This window comes from Micromonospora sp. R77, from assembly GCF_022747945.1.
Taxonomy (GTDB): domain Bacteria; phylum Actinomycetota; class Actinomycetes; order Mycobacteriales; family Micromonosporaceae; genus Micromonospora.
The window spans coordinates 2,346,494-2,364,278 of the sequence record NZ_JALDST010000001.1; the positions used below are offsets into that span (position 1 = coordinate 2,346,494).

Sequence of the window (17,785 nt, forward strand, 5' to 3'; positions counted from 1 at the left end):
CGGTAGAGGAGGGGCCCCCTGTTAACAGCTCACCAGGCGTCGTCCGTCGCGGCGAGCAGGGCGCGGCGGACGGCCTGGACCTCCCGCCGGCCGGCCACCGCGGGACGAGCGGCGAGGAAGAGCGTGTTGAGCGGCGACACCGACGGCGTCAGCAGCGCGCGCAGCGCGCCGCCGGCCAGCTCACCCCGGCAGAGGTACGTCGGCAGCACGCTCACCCCGGCACCGGCCAGCACCGCCGCCCGTACCGCCCGCAGGTCGGCCACCACGAGACTCGGCGCGCGGGTGAGCCGGGTGTCGAAGACCGTCCGCCAGTACCGGCGCAGGATCGGCGCCTCCTCGGCGTACGCGATCAGCGGCACGTCCCGCAGCGCCTGCGGGGTCACCGGCGCGGGCAGCCGCTCCGCCCAGCTCGGCGCGGCGACCAGCACGAACTCCTCGTCGTAGAGCGGCTCGACGGTCAGCCCGCGCCGCCGCGGGCGGACGCTGGTGACCGCCAGGTCGAGCCGGCCGGCGACCAGGTCGTCCAGGAGCTGGTCCGGCAGCCCGGCCGAGACCCGCAGCTGAAGCCCGGCGCCCACCAGGCCCGCGACCGCGGGCACGGCCCGCTCGGCGAGGAACTCGGCCGGTCCGCCGAGGAACACCGTCCGGGGGTACGCCGAGGTGGTGTCGTCGGCGAGCACGACGGCCAGCCGGTCCAGCGGCTCGGCGACCCGGCGGGCCAGTTCGTCGCCGGCCGCCGTGGGGGTCACCCCGCGGGGCAGCCGGTCGAAGAGCGGCCGGCCGACGACCTCCTCCAGGGCACGCAGCTGGGCGGTGACCGTCGGCTGGGCCAGCCCGAGCAGCTCGGCGGCCCCGGTCACCGAGCCGGACCGGTACACGGCGAGGAAGCTGCGGAGCAGGTCCAGGGACGCCTTCACATCAGCAAACCTATCGCCGCTGTGTTGTTCGCCTATTGGTCAGCTATGGATCCGCGAGCCAGAGTAGAGGGCATGACTCGTGCACTCATCGCTCTGACCAGCCACTCCAAGCTCGGCGAGACCGGCCGCGAGACCGGTTTCTATGTGGGCGAGGCCGCCGAGCCGTGGGAGGTCTTCCGGGCCGCCGGCTATGACGTGGACCTCGTCTCGGTGGCCGGCGGACAGCCGCCCCAGGACGGCCGGGACGAGAACGACAAGACGCAGAACGACTTCCTCGCCACCGCCGACGTGGCGAACACGCCGAAGGCCGCGGAGGTCGACCCGGCCGGATACGACATCCTCGTCTTCGCCGGTGGCCACGGTGCCATGTGGGACTTCCCGGGCAACCCGGACCTGGCCCGGATCGCCCGCTCGATCTACGAGCGCGGCGGCGTGGTGGCCGCCGTCTGCCACGGCCCCGCCGCGCTGGTCGACCTGAAGCTCGCCGACGGCAGCAACCTGGTCGCCGGCAAGCGGGTGGCCGGCTTCACCAACGCCGAGGAGGCGGCCGTCGGCCTGACCGACCAGGTGCCGTTCCTGCTCGCCGACAAGCTCACCGAGGCCGGCGCCCAGCACGTCCCCGCCCCCGACTTCACCGAGCACGTGGTCGTGGACGGCCACCTCGTCACCGGCCAGAACCCCCAGTCCGCCCGCGCCCTCGCCAACGCCATCGTCAACCTCACCAACGCCTGACCCACCGTCCCCGCGCCCTGCGTGCTGGGCGCACATTCACGGAAAGAGTGGCCATTCCACGCCGGATGGCCACTCTTTCCGTGAAAGAGGGGCCGAGACGAGGGCGGTCAGAAGGTGTAGTCGGGGGGTAGGCCGGTGGCGCGCAGGTCCGGCGGGAGGTGGGCGGCGTCGTTGAGGGCGATCAGGGTCGGCGGGCCGCCGGAGCTGTAGCGGATCACCGTCAGGCCGCAGTGGTGGACGTTGAGGCCCAGCCAGCGCGCCTCCGGCGCGTCCAGCGCGTGCCGGACCAGCCAGGCGATCAGGAAGGCGTGCGTGACCACCAGCTCACGGACGTCACCGTCGGCCGGCGGACCGGCGAACCGGGCCACCGCCTCCGCCGTCCGGCGCGGCCCGTCGATCCGGGCGCGCTCGTCGAAACCGGCCAGCAGACCGGCGTACGCCGGGGGCAGGCCCGTCGGGTCCGTGTCGTGCGGCAGGTGGTCACCGACCGTCTCGTCGGCGTACACCGGGACACCGGGCAGTGCGGCGGTGACCAGCCCGGCGGTCTCCACGGCCCGGCGGAGCGGTCCGTGGTGGACGGCCGTGAGCGGCGTCCGGCGCAGCCGCTCGCCCAGCAGCGTCGCCTGCCGCCGGCCCCGGTCGGTGAGCCCGGTGTCGGCGCCGGCCTCCGGCCGGTCCTGCTCGCCGTGCCGGACCAGATATAGCACCCGCGTCGCCACTCGCCACCCCGCCTGATCGGTGGGCGCGAGCCTAGCCCGCGCCCACCGGTCGCGCCGCCCCGCCGGCTCAGGCGCTCGCGAACATCTGGCCGATGCGGATCTTGTTGCCGAACGGGTCGCGGATGCCGAAGTCGATCCCGTACGGGCGCTCGGTCGGCTCGTCGGTGATGTCGACGCCCTTCGCCACCAGCTCCTCGTACGTCTTGTGGGCGTCGTCCGTGGTCATGAAGAGGAAGCCGCCCAACGCCCCCTTGGTGAGCAGTTCCCGGACCTGCTCGGCGGTGGCCGGGTCGAGGGCCGGCGGGCCGGGCTTCTCCAGCAGGATCTCCCGGCTCGGGTCACCGGGGAGGTTGACGGTGAGCCAGCGCATGAAGCCGAGGTCCTGGTCGACGCTGACCTCCATGCCGAGCTTGCCGACATAGAAGTCGAGCGCCTCGTCCTGGTCGAGGACATAGATCTGGGAGCGGGAAATCGAGTTCATCGTCATGCCGAGAACGCTAGACCGGGGCCCTGAGCTGGTGCTTATCCAAAACTGACCAGTCAGCCGACGCTGCCGGGGCCGGCCACTCGGCGGGCGCTGGTGGGGCGCATCCAGGCCTTCGCGAAGCAGCTCGGCACCGCCGTGGCCGGTGCCCGGCGCCGCCGGTGCTCCGACGGCGACTCGCCGACGATGTCGCGGAACGTCCGGCTGAACGTGCCCAGGCTGCCGAAGCCCACCGCGTAGCAGATCTCGGTGACCGACTGCTCCGTCTGCACCAGCAGGTCCATCGCCCGCTCCACCCGGCGCCGCTGCAGATAGCGGTGCGGTGTCTCGCCGAAGGTGGCCCGGAAGGTGCGGATGAAGTGCGCCTCGGAGACGTGCGCGATGCGGGCCAGGGCCGGCACGTCCAGCGGCTCCGCGTACGACCGGTCCATGGCGTCGCGGGCACGCAGCATCGCCCGGTTGGACTCCTCCACGGCGCGGCTCATCGCCCGTCAGGTTACCGCCCGGCCGGGCCGGTGCCGGTCTCCACGACCAGGTCGAGGGCGGCGAGGCGGGCCGGGTCCCCGATCACCTCGATGGCGAGGATCCGGTCGGTGACGACGAAGCTGAGCGCGAAGCGGACCTGACCACCGAGGACCACCACCGCCCCCGGGGCGCCGTCCACGAACGCGGGCACGGCGGCCTGCGCCTGCCCGTTGAAGAACCGCGCCACCGCCGAGGAGCCGTGCAGCCGCTCCGGCGAGCCGGCCCGGGCGGCGACGGCGTCGGGGCGTACCACGACGTGCGGGTCGAGCAGGGTGAGCAGATCCTCGAAGCGCCCCTCGCGGGCGGCGGCGAGGAATGCCTCGACCACGCCCCGCTGCCGGACCGGGTCGGTCTCCGGCGCGGTCGGACCGTTCCGCACCCGGCGCCGGGCGCGGCTGGCGATCTGGCGTACGGCCTCGGTGCTGCGATCGACCACCGGGGCGATCTCGTCGAAGGAGACGGCGAACATGTCGTGCAGGACGAACACCAGCCGCTCGGTGGGGCCGAGCGAGGTGAGCACCACGTCGAGCGCCCGCCCGACCGACTCGGTGAGCAGTGCCTCCTGCTCCGGATCGCGTCCGCCGGGCCGGTCGGCGATCGACTCGTCGCCGGCCACCTGCGCCGGCTCCTCGTGCCGGACCCGGGCCGACCGCAGTCGGTCGAGGCAGACCCGCCCGACCGTCGTGGTGAGCCAGCCCGGCAGGTTGTCGAGGGTGTCCGCGTCGACGCGGCTGAGCCGCAGCCAGGTGTCCTGCACGGCGTCGTCGGCCTCGGCGGCGGAGCCGAGCATCCGGCTGGCCACCGCGTGCAGGCGCGGGCGCTCCTCCTCGAAGCGCCGGGCCAGCAGATCGGTGTCGCTCACGACCTCGCCATCCTGACCGCTCCCACGGTTCGAAGTGACCGTCGTCACGTCTGTCACGCCGCCCGTCCGGACCTCGACATCCGGGTGACGGCACACGAGCGGCGGCGCGAGACGGCGCCGACCACCCTAACAGGACAGGACGAACCAGAAATGACTCACGAAGCGCGCATCCAGAATCCCGCGGCCCTGCTCCCCGACGCCGTCAAGGCGATCAACCTGCTCTACCGGGCCGCGCACTCGGCGGGGGTGCCCGGTAACACGCTGGAACTGGTCCACCTGCGGGCCAGCCAGATCAACGGCTGCAGCGCCTGCGTCGACTCCGGGGCCCGCGGCGCCCGCAAGGCCGGGGAGACCGAGGAGCGACTGTTCGCGCTGGCCGCCTGGCGGGAGACGCCGTACTTCACCGACGCGGAGCGGGCGGCCCTCGCCCTGGCCGAGGCCGCGACCCGACTGGCCGACCGGAGTGACCCGGTGCCGGACGCGATCTGGGCCGAGGCGGCCAGCCACTTCGGCGAGCAGGAGCTGGCGGCACTGGTGCTCTGGATCGCCACCACCAACCTCTTCAACCGGATCAACGCCACCACCCGCCAGCCGGCTCCGCAGAACTGGGGCTGACCGGGACCGGCGCGGGTGGCGACCACCGCCACCCGCGCCGGCGTTCTGCCCACGGCCGATCCGGATGGTGCCGGCGGATCCGGCCGGTGAGACTCACCGCATGGGAGCAGACCAGATCGACCGCCGGCACCGCCTCCAGGGGCTCTACGCGGCCTTCAACCGGCGTGACCTGCCCAGCCTGCTGGCCGCGCTGGCACCGGACGTGACCTGGCCGAACGGCTGGGAGGGCGGCACCGTGCACGGGCGCCGGGAGGTCGCCGACTACTGGACCCGGCAGTGGGCCGAGATCGACCCGACGGTGTCACCGGTGGCATACGAGGCGGAGGACGACGGCCGGACCAGCGTCACCGTTCACCAGGTGGTCCGGGACAGCACCGGGGCGATCGTCGTGGACGAGAGGGTCCGGCACGTCTACCGCTTCAGCCACGACCTCGTAGCCGACATGGAGATCCGCCGCTGAGCACGGCACACGGGTCGACGTGGCGGCACCCGTCGGGAGCAACCTGATGGAATTGGAGCCCCCGGCCGGGATCGAACCGGCGACATCTCGCTTACAAGGCGAGTGCTCTGGCCAGCTGAGCTACAGGGGCGTGCGGCGTCGAGGTCAGCATAGCGACTGACGTCCGGATTTCCCGCTCGGCAGGGGTCCCGAGCACGGGAAACGTCAATTTACCGACCCCGTACAGCCCTTCCGGCGCCGGGAGCGGCGGGTGGGCGTGGGGATTGATGCCCGGGAGTGCCCGGCTGACCGAAATGCGTATGCCGTCCGTCCCACCCCATGCTCCCCGTCTTGGCAGGTACGCAAAACCCGTTTACCGTGCAGTGACACGGACGACACTCCGGCCGGCCTCGGCTGCCCGGGTGCCGCCCGCCTGGCCGGCACCACGGGTGCCGGTCGCTCCTTCACTCGGATCGTCCGGCACGTTCCTGCCGGTGAAAGGAAGCGCTCCAGCATGGCTACGGTCACCTACGCCAAGGCGTCCCGCATCTACGCGGGCACCGAGCGGCCCGCCGTCAACCAGCTCGACCTCGAGATCGGCGACGGCGAGTTCCTCGTCCTCGTCGGCCCCTCGGGTTGTGGCAAGTCCACCAGCCTGCGCATGCTCGCCGGCCTGGAGGACGTCGACGAGGGCGCGATCTACATCGACGACCGCGACGTCACCCACCTGCCCCCGAAGGCCCGCGACATCGCGATGGTCTTCCAGAACTACGCCCTCTACCCGCACATGACGGTGTACGAGAACATGGCGTTCGCGCTCAAGCTGCGCAAGACCTCGAAGTCGGAGATCGACCGGCGGGTCAAGGAAGCGGCCGGGCTGCTCCAGCTGGAGGAATACCTCAACCGCAAGCCGAAGGCGCTCTCCGGTGGTCAGCGCCAGCGGGTCGCGATGGGCCGGGCGATCGTCCGCGAGCCGCAGGTCTTCCTGATGGACGAGCCGCTGTCGAACCTCGACGCCAAGCTCCGCGTGCAGACCCGTACGCAGATCGCGTCGCTGCAGGCGAAGCTCGGCATCACCACCGTCTACGTCACCCACGACCAGGTCGAGGCCATGACCATGGGTCACCGGGTCGCGGTCATGCTGGACGGCGTGCTCCAGCAGGTGGACACCCCGCGGGCGCTCTACGACACCCCGGCCAACGTCTTCGTCGCCGGCTTCATCGGCTCCCCCGCGATGAACATCAAGACCGTGCCGCTGACCGAGCACGGCGCGGCCTTCGCCGAGATGTACATCCCGCTCACCCGGGAGCAGGTCGCCGCGGCCCAGGCCGAGGGCGGCAACGGCAAGGTGACCGTCGGCTTCCGCCCGGAGGACTGCGACATGGTCAGCCCGACCGAGGGCGGCATGCCGGTCGTGGTCGAGCTGGTCGAGGACCTGGGCTCCGACGCCAACGTCTACGGCCACGCCGCGCTGGAGGGCCACAACGAGCGCTTCGTGGTCCGCACCGACCGGCGCAGCATGCCGAACATGGGTGACACCGTGTTCGTCAAGCCGCGGGCCGGCCAGAGCCACATGTTCCACGCCACCACCGGCAGCCGGATCTGACGTACGCGAAAAGGGGCGGCCCGCTTCGGCGGACCGCCCCTTTTCGTGTCTGCCTGCGGGTCAGCCCTCGACGGCCCGGCGGCGGGCGACCTCCGCCAGGGTCACCGCGGCGGCGACGCTGGCGTTGAGCGACTCGACGTCGGAGACCATCGGGATGCTGACCGTGAGGTCACAGGTCTCCCCGACCAGGCGGGACAGGCCCCGCCCCTCGGAGCCGACCACCACGACCAGCGGCCCGACCGCGGCCTCCAGGTCGTAGAGGTCGGTGTCGCCGTCGGCGTCCAGCCCGACCACCATGAACCCGGCGTCCCGGCACGCCTTCAGCGACCGGGTCAGGTTGGTGACCTGGGCGACCGGCACCCGCGCGGCCGCGCCGGCGCTAGTCCGCCAGGCGGTCGCGGTGATCCCGGCGGCCCGCCGCTCGGGTACGAACACACCCTGCGCGCCGAACGCGGCGGCGGAGCGGATCACCGCGCCGAGGTTGCGCGGGTCGGTGACCCCGTCCAGCGCGACCAGCAGCGGGGCGGCCTGCTCCAGCGCGGCGGCCATCAGGTCCTCGAACGGCTCGTACGCGAACGGCGGCACCTGGAGGCCGACGCCCTGGTGCAGCACGCCACCGGTCATCCGGTCCAGCTCGGCGCGGCTGATCTCCAGGATCGCGATGCCCCGGTCGGCGGCGGTCCGGACGATCTCGTTGACCCGGTCGTCGGCGTCGATGCCCTGCGCGGTGTAGAGCGCCGTCGCCGGCACCTGCGCGCGCAGCGACTCCAGCACCGGGTTCCGACCGACCAGCAGCTCCGGGGTGTCCTTGGCCGGGTTGGACTTGCGTCCCGGCGCGACCCGCGGACCGGAGCGGCCGGTGGGCTTGCCACCACGGTTACCGGCGCCACCCCGGGTCGGGGCGACCCCCTTGGTGCCCTTGCCCCAGGTGGTGTCCTTGCTGCCCGGCTGCCCGATCTTGGGGGCGCGCCCCTCCTCGGCCGCCGCGCGGCGCTCCTTGTCCTGCTTCCAGGCGGTGCGCTGGGGCAGCTTCTCGGTGCCCGAGTACGCCTTGTGCCAGGGCCGCTCGTCGGCGGGCAGCGTCCTGCCGCGCCCGGCGAGCGAGTCCTTGTTCTTGCCTCCGGAGCCCTTCGGGGCACCCGCCTTCGGCGTCAGTCGCCGGCCACGGCGCTGCGAGTTGCCGGCCATCAGTCCTGCTCTCCAATAGTCCAACGGGGGCCCTGGGGGGTGTCCTCGACCACCACGCCGGCCTGCTTGAGCTGGTCACGCACGGCGTCCGCGGCGGCCCAGTCCTTGCGGCTGCGGGCCTGGGCGCGCTGCTCCAGGGCCAGCGCGATCAGGGAGTCCACCACGCCGCGCAGGTCGTCGGCGCGGCCGGCACCGGTCCACGCCGGGTCGAGGGGGTCGACACCGAGGATATCCAGCATCGCGCGGGCGGCGGCCAGAGTCGTGCGGACGGTCACATCGTCGCCGGTGGTCAGCGCGGTGTTGCCGTCCCGGATCACCTCGTGCAGCACGGCGAGCGCGGCGGAGGTGTTGAGGTCGTCCTCCATCGCTGCCACGAAGCCGCCCGGCAGCTCGCCGAGCTGTCCCGCGCCGACCCGTTCGGCGGCCCGCTGCACGAAGCCCTCGATCCGCCGGTACGCGACGGCGGACTCCCGCAGCGCGTCCTCCGAGTAGTCGATGCGGGACCGGTAGTGCGCGGCGGCGTAGTAGTAGCGCAGCTCCACCGGCCGCACCCCGAGCGAGGCGACGTACGTCAGGTCGAGGGCGTTCCCCAGCGACTTGCCCATCTTCGCCCCGCCGATGCTGAGCAGCCCGTGGTGCACCCACCAGCGGGCGAAGGGCAGGTCGGCCGCCTGCGACTGGGCCAGCTCGTTCTCGTGGTGCGGGAAGGTCAGGTCGAGCCCGCCGCCGTGGATGTCGAACTCGGCACCCAGGTAGCGCCAGCACATCGCCGAGCACTCGATGTGCCAGCCGGGCCGGCCCCGACCCCACGGCGACGGCCAGTAGGCGTCGGCCGGCTCGTCGGGCTTGGCGCCCTTCCACAGGGCGAAGTCCCGCGGGTCCCGCTTGCCCCGCTCGGGGGCGTCCCCGGCGGACTGCATGTCGTCGGGCGACTGCCCCGACAGCGAGCCGTAGGCCGGCCAGGAGGCCACGTCGAAGTAGACGTCGCCGGAGCCGTCGGTGGCCGGGTAGGCGTGCCCGGTCTCGATCAGCCGGGCGATCAGCTGGTGCATCTCCGGGATGTGCCCGGTGGCGCGCGGCTCGTACGTCGGCGGCAGCACGTTCAGCGCGCGGTAGGACTCGGCGAGGACCAGCTCGTTCGCGTAGGCGATCGACCAGAACGGCCGGCCCTGCTCCGTCGCCTTGACCAGGATCTTGTCGTCGATGTCGGTCAGGTTGCGGATGAAGGTGACCTCGAAGCCGGCGGCGAGCAGCCAGCGGCGCAGCACGTCGTAGTTGACCCCGGAACGAAGGTGACCGATGTGCGGCGGCGCCTGGAGGGTGAGACCACACAGGTAGACCCCCACCTTGCCGGCTTCCCGCGGGACGAAGTCCCGCACCGATCGGGTGGCGGTGTCATACAGGCGTAGCGTCACCGTACAAGGGTAGCCGTCCGTGCTTTTCGGGGTTGGCCGGAGCCGGGTCGTACGCTGCGTGCTGTGGACACGGCGGCGGGTGCGGGTGAGGCGGCGGTACGCGGCGGCGAGACGGCGCAGACGCTGGACCGGGGGCTGCGCCTGCTGCACCTGGTCGCCGACGCGCCCGGCGGACTGACCGTCACCGAGGCGGCGAACCGGCTGGGCATCGGGCGGGCCGCCGTCTACCGGCTGGTCGGCGCGCTGACCGGGCACGGGATGCTCCGCCGCGACGACGGCGGCCGGCTGCGCCTCGGTGCCGGGGTGCTGCACCTGGCCCGGCGCGCCCAGCCGCTGCTGGCCGAGGGGGCGCTGCCCGCCCTGCGGCGACTGGCCGAGCAGGCCGGGGCGACCGCGCACCTCACCGTCGTGGAGGGCGGCGAGGGGGTCGCGCTGGCGGTGGTGGAGCCGAGTTGGACGGCGTTCCACGTGGCGTACCGGACCGGGTCCCGGCACCCGCTGGAGCGCGGGGCGGCGGGGCGGGCCATCCTCGCCGGCCGGTCCGGCGTCGCCGGCCCGGTGGGCACCGCCGGGGAGCTGGAGTCCGGGGCGTACGGGGTGGCCGCGCCGGTGCTCGGGGTGCCCGGGTTGGAGGCGAGCGTCGGCGTGGTCTCCCTCTCCCCCCTCGACGTCGACCTGGTCGGCGCCCAGGTCACCACCGCCGCCGAGGCCATCGCCACCGCCCTTTCCTGACCGCAGGGCCCGTTGCCTTAGCACAGGAAACGGCCGTCGTGGCGGTTGTCCACAGGGGGCACCGCGGGGCGTGGCTCCGGTTTTCCACAGGGGTGTCGGTGCGGCGGCGACCGACGCCAGGCTGTTCGCATGCCTCCTCAACCGCATCGGCCGGCCGAGTTGGCCGGGCAGGTCTTCCGGGGTTCGGACGCGATCCGGCGTGGGCTGCTGACCCGGCACCAGCTACGCGGCGCGTCCTGGCTCCGGCTCCGCCAGGACGTCTACGCAGACGCCCGCCTCGACCGTGATCACCACCTCGCCTGTCGGGCCGCCCTGCTCCGACTGCCACCCGGGGCGCTGATCGCCGGGCCGTCGGCGGCCCACCTGCACGGCGTGGGCGACGCGGCCCGGTTCGACGATGAGGTGCACGTGCTGGTGAGCGGCTCGGCCCGGGTCGATCCGCAGACCGGGATCCGGGTGCACCGCTTCACTCCCGACCTGGTCGGTGGCCGCAACGGGCGATCGCCGGCTCGTCCTCCGGCCGACGGCGTGGGCGAATCCGGTCCGCTCCGGACGGGCCCGGCGGAATGCGCCTGGGAGACGGCGGTGTGGTCGGACCCCTTCCGGGCGGTCGCGATCGTCGACGCCCTCCTCGGTCGAGGACTGGTGCGGCGGGACGAGCTCGCCGAGGTGGCGGATCGGCGGGCCGGGCGGTCCGGAGGCCGACGCGCCGGGTGGATCTTCGGCCTGGCCGACCCCGCGTCCGGTTCGTCGGCCGAGTCGCACCTACGGGTCGGGCTGGTGCTCGCCGGGTTGCCCCGACCGGTCGCCCGCCACCCGGTACGACTCGGGCCCGACCTGGTGTTGCACCCGGAACTGGCCTGGCCGGAGTTCCACGTCGCGATCGAGTGCGGCGACCGCCGACGAGCGGTCGCCGACCACCCGGGGCTGGCCCGGCTGGCGGATGCGGGCTGGCTGGTGCTCTCCGTGGCGAGCCGGCGGCTGCACCGGGAGTTCCCCGCCGTCCAGGCCCAGGTGCTCGCCGCCCTCCGCGCCCGTGGCTGGCGTCGCCGCTGACCGGGGTGCTGAACACGGTGCGGGAGTTGCGGGCGCGAGGCTGCAGCCGGTGCGGGTCGTGGCGGCACCACCGCGCGGGCAGGACCGCGCGGCGGGACCGGCCCGCGGACGGGGCGGCCACCGGATACCGATGGCCGCCCCGGACCGCGAGGTGTCAGGCCGGCGTGGTGACGGCGATGATGTTGCTGTACGGGCCGGTCCCGACGGCGTTGTACGCCTGGATCCGGTAGTAGTAGGTGGTCGACCGGGCCCGGCCGGTGTCGCTGTAGCTGCGGGCCGTCCCGGGCAGCACCCGGATGGCGACGAGGTTGGCCGTGAACGTCGCGTTGGTGGCCCGCTGGAGCACGAAGCCCTCGACCACGCTGGCGGCGCTCTCCTGCCAGGTGAGGTTGACCGTGACGGTGCCCTGCGGCACCGGGGTCACCGTGGCCGCCAGATTGGTCGGTGCGGCCGGCGCGCCGTACACCGCCACGGAGGCCACGTTGGACCACGGTGACGAGCCGCCGTTGAACGTGGTCCGGACCCGGTAGTAGTACGTCGTCCCGGCGGGTATCGGCGTGTCGGTGTAGGTGGTGGCCCCGGCGGCCAGGGTGAACGTGACCACGCCGGTCGTGAAGGTGGCGTTGGTGGCCCGCTGCAGCTCGACGCTGGTCGAGTACGAGTGGAGCGTCCAGTTCAGGACCACCCGGATCGGGGTCGACGAGCCCTGCACCGCGGTCAGGCCGGTCGGCGCGGCCAGGTTGATCACGCCCGAGACCACGTTCGTCCAGGCGGAATAGGCTGCGGCGTTCTCCCGGCGGACCCGGTAGTAGTAGGTCACCCCGGGCACCGCGTTCGGGTCGGTGAAGCTGGTCAGGGTGGGTTGGATGACGTAGGTGGTCAGTCCGGTGGTGAAGGCCGCGTCGGTGGCCCGCTGCACGACGATCAGGGTGGCCGGCGGCGGACCGGTCGGGTTCGTCCAGTTCAGCACGATGGTGGGTTTCACCGTGAGCGACCCGGGATTGACCGTCAGGGTGAGGTTGGTGGGCGGTTGCGGGGACACCCGGATCACCACCGGCCGCATCATGTCGAAGTCCTCGTGGTCGACCATGTGGCAGTGCCAGACGTACTCCCAGCCGAAGTTGTAGGGCACGTTGGTGACCGTGGCCGGCTCGCCGGTGGCCGGGTCGATCTGGGCGAAGCCGTTGGTGGTGCCGGGGACCTGCGTCGGGTCGAGCAGCCGCACGCTGTCACCGATCTTGAACGGCAGGCTGGTCGGCAGGGCGGGCCGCATGGCGACGATGACGTCCTCCAGCGGGTTCATCCGGACGGTGTCCTTCCAACCCAGTTCGTTGGCGTCCGGCGGCTTGTAGGCGCCGTCCCAGCCCACCCGGTTGACCAACTGCACGTTGAAGTAGTGGAAGTGGACCGGGTGCGTGTCGACGCCGTTGTGCGTGATCTTCCACAGTTGGGTGCCGTCGCCGGTCGAGCCGACCGGGGTGGCCAGGTTGGACATGTAGAGGATCTCGGTCGGTGGGTTGATGTACGGCAGCGGAATGGACGTCTGGACGAAGGCGCTGGTCTTGGGCAGCTCCACCCCGAGGGTGGGCATCATCCGGCCGTAGACCGGGTCGAACTCCTCGACGATCGCCTTGGGCTGGAGGTCGAGGGTGACCGGGCCGGTGGCGTCCATCGGGGTGAAGGTGATCGTGGTGTCCTGGATGGCGACGTAGGTGTTCGGGAAGTCGGTGCCGAACGCGGTGTTGTACGCCTCCTCCGGCACGATCGGCTTGGGCTGGCTCTGCGCGTACGCCTGAGGAAGCCGGGTCTGCAGTTGCGCCAGGTTGAACGGCGCGGCCGGGGTGCCGTTCACCCGGATCTGCATGATGGTGCGGGTGTTGGGACCCCAGCCGGGTTGGGTGGTCGGGGCACCGCCGGTGTCGGTCTGGTCCGGGTCGCCGGTGTAGTAGTCGTACCGGGTGTCGTACGCGGGCATCGGGGCCGGGGCGTCGTTGTAGAGGATGAGGTTCGTGCCCGGCGGGACCGAGGAGAAGTCGACGATCACGTCGGCCCGCTCGGCCGGGCCGAGCAGCAGCGAGTGGTCGGAGACGTTCAGCACGGTGATCGAGCGGCGGTCGTACTCGTAGTTGATGGGCTGGGGCGGGATGACCGCAACGCCCGGCAGCAGGCCGCCCTCGTTGCCGATCTGGAGCCAGTCCGGCCCGACCGCGTCCGGGTCGGGCACCCCACCCTCGCGTCCGTCGGTCGGCCAGGTGGGTGGGAAGTCGGGGTTCGGGCAGGCCTCCACCATCGGCACCTCACCGGCGTCGCCGTCGGCCAGGCTGCCGTTCGGGTTCCACATGGTGCCGTTGGAGGCGGCGTAGTAGAGCTGGAGGTTGAGCATGCGGTCGTTGCACGCGTTGAGGATGCGGAACCGGTACGCCTTGGGTTGCACGTTGAGGACCGGATAGTCGCAGCCGTTGATCGCCGGGGTGTCCATGAACGCCTCGGGGGTGATCGTCGGCAGCGGTGTGCCCGGCTGCACCGGGGGCTCCCACGGCCGGTTGACCGGGTCGTAGTACGGGTTGGGCACCGGCCCCTGCTCGATGCCGGTGAAGGGCGGCCAGAACCACGGGCCGTAGTCCCAGCGGCCCATCGGGTTGGTGCCGGTCTCGTTGTACGGGTTCTGGTTCGGCATGTAGACGTGCGGGTACCAGAAGTTGCCCTTGCCGCCCCAGTTGGCGGTGTCCCAGGTCGGGTCCTGCGCGGCGAGCTGAGCGGGATCCGGCACGTAGGTCTTGTCCTGGATCACCAACGGGATCTGCTCGGCGGGGATCACCCCCTGGGTCACCAGTTGCTGTTCCACCGGGTCGTCCAGCAGCAGGAAGCTCAACTGCCCGCTGTACGGGTTGAGGTGGGTGGTGCCCTCGGTGTGGTCGTGGAACCACATCATCCGGGCGCTCTGCTGCATCGGGTAGTAGAGCGTGACCGCCCCGCCGCCCGGGGGCGGCATGTCCGGCACGTCGGCCACGCTCGCGCCCCGGGGGTACGAGGTGACCTCGCCGGCCGGGGTGATCCACTGCAACGGGGTGCCGTCGCTGATCCACGGCGTCTCCGAGCCGTGCATGTGCACCACGGCCCGGTTCTGGGTGTACAGCTCGGTGGGACTCAGCGGCCCGGTCCCGGCACCACCGATGGTGACGTCCACGGGCAGGAAGAGCTTGCCGGCCGGGCCGGTGGGCAACTGGTTGACGAACTTGATCCGGACCGGCCGGTTGCGGTGCGCGAGGATCACCGGGCCGAGGTAGTACGGCCGGGCCGGCGGCGCGACGGTGTTGTGGCCGGACGGGTCGGTGCCGTTGTTGAGCTGCTTGTAGCCCCGCAGCCGGGTCGCCGGCAGGTCGCGGTTCGTCTGCTGGCTGTACTGCTGCAGACCGATCTCGTAGTAGTCGCTGCCCGGGTAGGTGATGGTGTCGGGCGTGGCGACCGGGAGGTAGTTGCCCAGGTCGTTCGCCTTGGTCGGGCCGAGACCGGGCAGGGTGTCGATGAACTTGCGGATGCCGGTGCCGGGCTGGACGACCCCGCCGACCACCGTGGGCAGCGGGCTGTTGGCGTAGTTCGGCACGAAGCCGAAGTAGTCGGGTGGATCCGTGGGGCCCAGCGCCGGCGCCTCGGGGGTGGCCTGCTTCGGTACCGCCGCGCCTCGGGTGGTGGTCTCGTCCGACATGACTGCTCCTCCCCGCGCGGACCGACGGCCCACTCGCCCGCCCCCGGCGTCGGCGGTCCGCGCATCAAATCACTACCCTTCGTAGTCATCGAAGTCGTTGGTTCTCGTGATCGCCAGTGTCCGACACCCTCGACACCTGGCTTGAGCAGCACAAATGCCATAGCTCGCGAATTGGACTCTCCGCCACGACGGGATTACGCATGGCAACCATTGCCGCGGCATCAATCCCACCACGGGCACACGAAAGGGCCCGGGCGACCACTCGGTCACCCGGGCCCCACGCGGTGTCGTTACGGGCGGACGTTCGGCTTCAAGGGGGACTTGACCGCCGCGTACGCGTCGACGATGCCGTACCCGTAGAAGCCGTTGAAGTTCAGCGAGCCGGCGCAGTACGCGTCGAACTCCGCATCGCGGCCCTCGTTGGTGTAGGTCTGCAGCCGCGGCTCCGGGCAGGCGTGCTCGGCGGCGGTGCGGTACAGGTGCTGCTCGACGAGGTCCGGCGACATGCCGAAGCCGCCCCGGGCCTCCTTCTTTCCGTACCGGCTGACGATCAGCGCGGCGACACCGGCGGCGTGCGGGGACGCCATCGAGGTGCCCTGGAGGTAGGTGTAGTAGCCACACTCACCGGCGGCGGTGCACTGCTTGAACACCGAGTCCTCGAAGCCGGCGACGACGTTGCCGTCGGCGTCGACCGAGCCCTCCTCCTGGAGCACCTTCTTCGGGTAGGTGGAGAGGATCTCGTTGGCGGCGGTGCGGTAGCTGTCGGTGCCGAAGCCGTCCCGGAACCAGCCACCCGGCGCGGCGACCGAGATCTGCTCGGTGCCGTAGTTCGAGTAGTCGGCCTTCTTGCCGGACGGGCCGACCGCCGACACACCGATCACGTGCGGGCCCTCGGTGGGCAGGTCCCAGCAGCTGTCGTTGTCGATCGGCCGCTCGTACGGGTCCGAGCCGTAGTCGGGGCTGGAGGTGTCGGTGCGCGGGGCACCGAGGTCCTCGTGGTTGTTGCCCAGCGCGCCGACCAGGGTGACGCCCTTGGCGTGCGCGAAGTTGAGCGCCCGCTTCATGGCCTTGATGATCGCCCGCTGCTCGGCCTGCGCCTCCGGCGAGTCGGCCGGGTTGGCGGTGCAGTTGTAGAGCCACGGGTCGACATAGAACGACATGTTGACCACGTCCAGCCCGGACTTGCCGGCGTAGACGAGGGCGTTGACCACCGGGTTGAGGAAGAAGTAGCCGCTGTCCTGGCCACCCTTCAGCTCGACCAGGGAGACCTTCGGGGCGACACCGGAGAGGCCGAAGCCGTTCGCGGCGGCACCGATGGTGCCGGCGACGTGCGTGCCGTGGCCGCCGTCGTCGGTGCCGACCGGGTCGAGGCAGCTCGCCACCTCGCACGGGCCGTCGATGTCGGTCAGGTCGGGAGCGAAGTTGCGCGACAGCGACCAGCTGAAGTTCGGCGCCAGGTCGGGGTTGCTGGCGTCCACGCCGGTGTCCAGCACGCCGACGGTGACCCGGCGGTCGCCGGGCTCGATCTTGCGCGCCTGGTCGGCCCGGATCATCTCCAGGCCCCAGAGCTTGTCGTCCAGCGGGTCCATCTTCTTGGCGTGCCCGTTGGCGACGCCCTTGGCGGTCCTGGCCAGCAGGTGTTCCTGCTCGACCCGGTCCAGCTTCGGCTTGCGACCGATGGCCTTCTGCTCCGCCGCACCGATCAGGGCGTCGGCCGCGGTGGCCCGGCTGGCGAAGTCGGCCCGGTCGCTGGTGACCTGGAACAGCCCGACGTCGTCGGTACGGGAGACGACGGTGCCGCCGGCCGCGGTGATCGCGGCGACTGCCGCGTCCGCGGAGACGCCGTCCTCCGCGACCACGGTGAAGGTCCGGGAGCTGGTCCGCTCGGCGTTCGCCGGCGTGCCCAGCCCGGTCACCGTGAGTGCCAGCGCGGCTGCGGTCGCGACGGCACCGACGGTGAAGCGCTTACTCACCACATCAGATCCTCTCGTTGAGGGACGTGGTGGCAATCCCATACCACGGGAGCCGGTTGCGCCAGGGGACCGTCCGGATTAGACCGCTATCAGGCTTTCGCAGGCTGCCACGCGGCCAGCACCTCGGGCAGGCTGGCCAGCGTGAACACCTCGGCGTCCGGAGTGAGGCCGGTGGGACGCGGCAGTCGGGCGCGGTTGAGCCACACCGCCCGCAGCCCGGCCCGCTGCGGCGCGGACACGTCGTGCTCGGGCGAGTCCCCCACGTACACGACCTGTCGGGCGGGGAGCCCGGCTGCCTCGACCACCGCCCGATAGAACTCGGGTGCCGGCTTCTTCGGCAGGCCACCCTCGTGCGCGTACACCTCGAAGGCGAACTCGCCGGCCAGCCCGCAGCGTTCCGCGCGGCTGTTGCCGTTGGTGGCGAAGCCGAGCAGATGGTGCGGGCGCAGGGCGGCGAGTGCCGGCCGGGCGTCGGGGAAGGGGCGGCTGAGTGCGAAGCGACGGGCGAAGAAGAGGTCGGCGAGCTCGTCCAGGTGGTCGTCGAGCCCGGCGCGGGCGAGCGACCGGGCCAGCGCGGCCCGCCGGATCTCCTGCACCGGCGCCGCGCTCAGCGCGCCGAACACCGCACCCCAGTCCGACTCCAGGTCCGCGAGCCGGACCTCGGCCGCCGCCGGGGTCCGGCGCCGCATCTCCTCGAGTACGGCCACCAGCGCGCCGGTGACGGCCGGGCGCAGGTCGATCAGGGTCTCGTCGGCGTCGAAGACCACGGCGGTACGCATGCCGCCGAGCCTCCCACCCGGCACCGGACGGTCCCGT

General features: G+C 72.1%; 16 protein-coding genes and 1 tRNA gene. 6 read left to right on the forward strand and 11 right to left on the reverse strand.

The window, feature by feature from the left end:
* Nucleotides 1-29: 29 nt before the first annotated feature.
* Entirely contained in the window at nt 30-917 is an 888-nt protein-coding gene (locus MRQ36_RS10855) for a LysR family transcriptional regulator (RefSeq protein ID WP_242794739.1), read from the reverse strand.
* Nucleotides 918-989: 72 nt separating this feature from the next.
* Between MRQ36_RS10855 and MRQ36_RS10860 the strand changes: the two genes are divergently transcribed.
* Nucleotides 990-1,649: a type 1 glutamine amidotransferase domain-containing protein gene (locus MRQ36_RS10860; protein ID WP_242794740.1), complete on the forward strand. Its 660-nt coding sequence runs from the start codon at nt 990-992 to the stop codon at nt 1,647-1,649.
* A 107-nt stretch (nt 1,650-1,756) separates the two neighbouring features.
* Here MRQ36_RS10860 and MRQ36_RS10865 read toward each other — a convergent pair whose 3' ends face one another.
* The 4 genes from MRQ36_RS10865 to MRQ36_RS10880 all read right to left on the reverse strand — a co-directional run bounded on the left by MRQ36_RS10865 (nt 1,757) and on the right by MRQ36_RS10880 (nt 4,239).
* Nucleotides 1,757-2,368: a histidine phosphatase family protein gene (locus tag MRQ36_RS10865; protein ID WP_242794741.1), complete on the reverse strand. Its 612-nt coding sequence runs from the start codon at nt 2,366-2,368 to the stop codon at nt 1,757-1,759.
* Between the two features lie 67 nt (nt 2,369-2,435).
* Nucleotides 2,436-2,855: a VOC family protein gene (locus MRQ36_RS10870; protein WP_242794742.1), complete on the reverse strand. Its 420-nt coding sequence runs from the start codon at nt 2,853-2,855 to the stop codon at nt 2,436-2,438.
* A 53-nt stretch (nt 2,856-2,908) separates the two neighbouring features.
* Entirely contained in the window at nt 2,909-3,337 is a 429-nt protein-coding gene (locus tag MRQ36_RS10875; RefSeq protein WP_242794743.1) for a helix-turn-helix domain-containing protein, read from the reverse strand.
* A gap of 11 nt (nt 3,338-3,348) precedes the next feature.
* The gene (locus tag MRQ36_RS10880; RefSeq protein ID WP_242794744.1) at nt 3,349-4,239 is read right to left on the reverse strand and encodes a sigma-70 family RNA polymerase sigma factor; all 891 of its coding nucleotides are present in this window, start codon (nt 4,237-4,239) and stop codon (nt 3,349-3,351) included.
* Nucleotides 4,240-4,389: 150 nt separating this feature from the next.
* Between MRQ36_RS10880 and MRQ36_RS10885 the strand changes: the two genes are divergently transcribed.
* Together MRQ36_RS10885 and MRQ36_RS10890 are read left to right on the forward strand one after the other, a co-directional pair.
* Nucleotides 4,390-4,854: a carboxymuconolactone decarboxylase family protein gene (locus MRQ36_RS10885; protein WP_242794745.1), complete on the forward strand. Its 465-nt coding sequence runs from the start codon at nt 4,390-4,392 to the stop codon at nt 4,852-4,854.
* A gap of 100 nt (nt 4,855-4,954) precedes the next feature.
* Nucleotides 4,955-5,314 (forward strand): nuclear transport factor 2 family protein, encoded by a 360-nt coding sequence (locus tag MRQ36_RS10890; protein ID WP_242794746.1) that lies wholly within the window; start codon nt 4,955-4,957, stop codon nt 5,312-5,314.
* A gap of 53 nt (nt 5,315-5,367) precedes the next feature.
* Here the strand turns inward: MRQ36_RS10890 and MRQ36_RS10895 are convergent.
* A tRNA-Thr gene (locus MRQ36_RS10895) sits at nt 5,368-5,444 on the reverse strand.
* Between the two features lie 363 nt (nt 5,445-5,807).
* Here MRQ36_RS10895 and MRQ36_RS10900 point away from each other — a divergent pair.
* The gene (locus MRQ36_RS10900) at nt 5,808-6,899 is read left to right on the forward strand and encodes an ABC transporter ATP-binding protein (RefSeq protein ID WP_242794747.1); all 1,092 of its coding nucleotides are present in this window, start codon (nt 5,808-5,810) and stop codon (nt 6,897-6,899) included.
* A gap of 60 nt (nt 6,900-6,959) precedes the next feature.
* On the opposite strand, the gene rlmB is transcribed toward MRQ36_RS10900, so the two are convergent.
* Both rlmB and cysS read right to left on the reverse strand, forming a co-directional pair.
* The gene (rlmB, locus tag MRQ36_RS10905; RefSeq protein WP_242794748.1) at nt 6,960-8,087 is read right to left on the reverse strand and encodes a 23S rRNA (guanosine(2251)-2'-O)-methyltransferase RlmB; all 1,128 of its coding nucleotides are present in this window, start codon (nt 8,085-8,087) and stop codon (nt 6,960-6,962) included.
* Nucleotides 8,087-9,502 carry a cysteine--tRNA ligase gene (gene cysS, locus MRQ36_RS10910; protein WP_242794749.1) on the reverse strand — a complete coding sequence of 472 codons (1,416 nt, stop codon included), beginning with the start codon at nt 9,500-9,502 and terminating at the stop codon, nt 8,087-8,089. The genes rlmB and cysS overlap by 1 nt, the downstream gene beginning before the upstream one ends.
* 63 nt (nt 9,503-9,565) lie before the next feature.
* Here cysS and MRQ36_RS10915 point away from each other — a divergent pair, with 63 nt between their 5' ends.
* Together MRQ36_RS10915 and MRQ36_RS10920 are read left to right on the forward strand one after the other, a co-directional pair.
* Nucleotides 9,566-10,234 carry an IclR family transcriptional regulator gene (locus MRQ36_RS10915; protein ID WP_242794750.1) on the forward strand — a complete coding sequence of 223 codons (669 nt, stop codon included), beginning with the start codon at nt 9,566-9,568 and terminating at the stop codon, nt 10,232-10,234.
* Between the two features lie 129 nt (nt 10,235-10,363).
* Nucleotides 10,364-11,290 (forward strand): hypothetical protein, encoded by a 927-nt coding sequence (locus tag MRQ36_RS10920; protein WP_242794751.1) that lies wholly within the window; start codon nt 10,364-10,366, stop codon nt 11,288-11,290.
* Nucleotides 11,291-11,444: 154 nt separating this feature from the next.
* On the opposite strand, the gene MRQ36_RS10925 is transcribed toward MRQ36_RS10920, so the two are convergent.
* The 3 genes from MRQ36_RS10925 to MRQ36_RS10935 form a co-directional block, all read right to left on the reverse strand.
* Nucleotides 11,445-14,996, reverse strand: coding sequence for a multicopper oxidase domain-containing protein (locus tag MRQ36_RS10925; RefSeq protein WP_242794752.1), 3,552 nt, complete (start codon nt 14,994-14,996; stop codon nt 11,445-11,447).
* A gap of 290 nt (nt 14,997-15,286) precedes the next feature.
* The gene (locus tag MRQ36_RS10930) at nt 15,287-16,969 is read right to left on the reverse strand and encodes a S8 family serine peptidase (protein ID WP_242794753.1); all 1,683 of its coding nucleotides are present in this window, start codon (nt 16,967-16,969) and stop codon (nt 15,287-15,289) included.
* Between the two features lie 89 nt (nt 16,970-17,058).
* Nucleotides 17,059-17,748: an HAD family hydrolase gene (locus MRQ36_RS10935; RefSeq protein WP_242794754.1), complete on the reverse strand. Its 690-nt coding sequence runs from the start codon at nt 17,746-17,748 to the stop codon at nt 17,059-17,061.
* Nucleotides 17,749-17,785: the final 37 nt, after the last annotated feature.

Excerpts from the sequence above, each read along its gene's own strand:
- MRQ36_RS10860 (WP_242794740.1), top strand. The coding sequence starts at position 990 with ATGACTCGTGCACTCATCGCTCTGACCAGCCACTCCAAGCTCGGCGAG.
- MRQ36_RS10870 (WP_242794742.1), bottom strand. The coding sequence starts at position 2,855 with ATGACGATGAACTCGATTTCCCGCTCCCAGATCTATGTCCTCGACCAG.
- MRQ36_RS10875 (WP_242794743.1), bottom strand. The coding sequence starts at position 3,337 with ATGAGCCGCGCCGTGGAGGAGTCCAACCGGGCGATGCTGCGTGCCCGC.
- MRQ36_RS10885 (WP_242794745.1), top strand. The coding sequence starts at position 4,390 with ATGACTCACGAAGCGCGCATCCAGAATCCCGCGGCCCTGCTCCCCGAC.
- MRQ36_RS10890 (WP_242794746.1), top strand. The coding sequence starts at position 4,955 with ATGGGAGCAGACCAGATCGACCGCCGGCACCGCCTCCAGGGGCTCTAC.
- MRQ36_RS10900 (WP_242794747.1), top strand. The coding sequence starts at position 5,808 with ATGGCTACGGTCACCTACGCCAAGGCGTCCCGCATCTACGCGGGCACC.
- rlmB (WP_242794748.1), bottom strand. The coding sequence starts at position 8,087 with ATGGCCGGCAACTCGCAGCGCCGTGGCCGGCGACTGACGCCGAAGGCG.
- MRQ36_RS10920 (WP_242794751.1), top strand. The coding sequence starts at position 10,364 with ATGCCTCCTCAACCGCATCGGCCGGCCGAGTTGGCCGGGCAGGTCTTC.
- MRQ36_RS10925 (WP_242794752.1), bottom strand. The coding sequence starts at position 14,996 with ATGTCGGACGAGACCACCACCCGAGGCGCGGCGGTACCGAAGCAGGCC.
- MRQ36_RS10935 (WP_242794754.1), bottom strand. The coding sequence starts at position 17,748 with ATGCGTACCGCCGTGGTCTTCGACGCCGACGAGACCCTGATCGACCTG.